We start from the raw sequence: 1,365 nt of genomic DNA on the forward strand, positions 1-1,365 counted from the left end.
AATTTTCAAATTCGCCCTACTTTAAAATTTCATCTTTTACCTAAAATTTATCATTAAAAATCTATAATATTTCAAAGTATATTTTCTAAACGTAGCCGCCTAAAAAGCACGCAAAATTGGGTGTATTAAGAAGTATATAATCTAAATTAAAGGATAGAAAATGAGTAAGCCTCGCTCTTTCGCGCTAGCTCTTGCGCTGTGCGCGAGTTCGCTTTTTGCAGACCGCGTCGTAACCGATCAGCTAGGTCGTGACGTCACGCTGCCTGATCAGGTTAAGCGCATAGTCGTGCTTCAGCACCAAAGCCTAAACGCGCTCAACGAGCTAAACGCGCTGGATAAGGTCGTCGGCGTGCAGGAGTCGTGGGAAAAGTCGCTCGGCAAAAACTACATCCCGCAAGAATACATCGACAAAATGACGGAGCTCAAAATCCCAGTCGTAGCCGTTAGCTTTCAGCGCAGCGACGCCGCCGATAAGGGCAAGCTAAATCCGACCTTCAAAGACGACGAAGCAGCCTATACCGAGGGCTTTTACGACGGTATAGAGCTTCTTGGCAAGGTCGCAAACCGCGAAAAAGAGGCCGCCGAGCTAATAAGCTTCGTCAAAACCTCACAAAAGCAGCTAGAGGCTAAATTTAGCGACTTCATCGTGGATAAAAGACCTAAAATTTACATGGCAAATCCCGATCTCACGACCTATGGCAGCGGCAAATACACGGGCATAATGTTTATGCGAGCCGGCGCGCAAAACGTCGCGGCAGAGAGCATCAAAGGCTACAAGCAGGTATCTGCAGAGCAGGTTTTAGCGTGGGCGCCGCAGATGATCTTCGTGCAGGATCGCTACCCGCAGGTGCCCGCCGAGCTCAAATCCAACCCGCAGCTTGCAAATTTAAGCGCGGTAAAAGAGGATAAAATTTACATGATGCCCGAATATGCCAAAGCGTGGGGCTATCCGACTGCCGAAGCCATGGCGCTTGGCGAGTGGTGGCTAGCGATGAAGCTCTATCCGAAGCACTTCGACGAAGCGGAATTTAACAAAAAAGTAGAGGAATTTTATCAAAAATTCTACCGCACGAGCTATAAATGAAATTTTCCGCCCTGCTGCTGCTCTGGATCCTGCTATTTGCGGTATCGCTGGGCACCTGGCAGTATCCTGTTAGCCTAGAGGAGACGGGCAAAAATTTTTACTAGCAAAATTCTGCCCTACGAAAGCATCTGAAATCCCCCACGACAAAATCAAAATTTATATAAAAATTTATCTGGATTTTATGCCGATCGGCTATAATTCCGCTATTCTAACCCCGCATATTTTCGCGGAATTTTCAAGGAGAAAAAATGCTTAAACTTCACTCAATCCTTCTTGGTGCA

The 1,365-nt window shown here is 46.5% G+C and carries 1 protein-coding gene; it reads left to right on the forward strand.

The genetic code is table 11. The features are described 5' to 3' along the window. Nucleotides 1–160: 160 nt before the first annotated feature. Nucleotides 161–1,084 (forward strand): ABC transporter substrate-binding protein, encoded by a 924-nt coding sequence (locus Q0614_RS06935; protein WP_298787557.1) that lies wholly within the window; start codon nt 161–163, stop codon nt 1,082–1,084. The last annotated feature ends 281 nt before the right edge of the window (nt 1,085–1,365 follow it).

Origin of the sequence: uncultured Campylobacter sp., from assembly GCF_937997595.1 — a bacterium.
GTDB lineage: Bacteria > Campylobacterota > Campylobacteria > Campylobacterales > Campylobacteraceae > Campylobacter_B.

Bases quoted from the DNA above. Each gene is read 5' to 3' on its own strand.
- Q0614_RS06935 (WP_298787557.1), top strand. From the start codon at position 161: ATGAGTAAGCCTCGCTCTTTCGCGCTAGCTCTTGCGCTGTGCGCGAGT.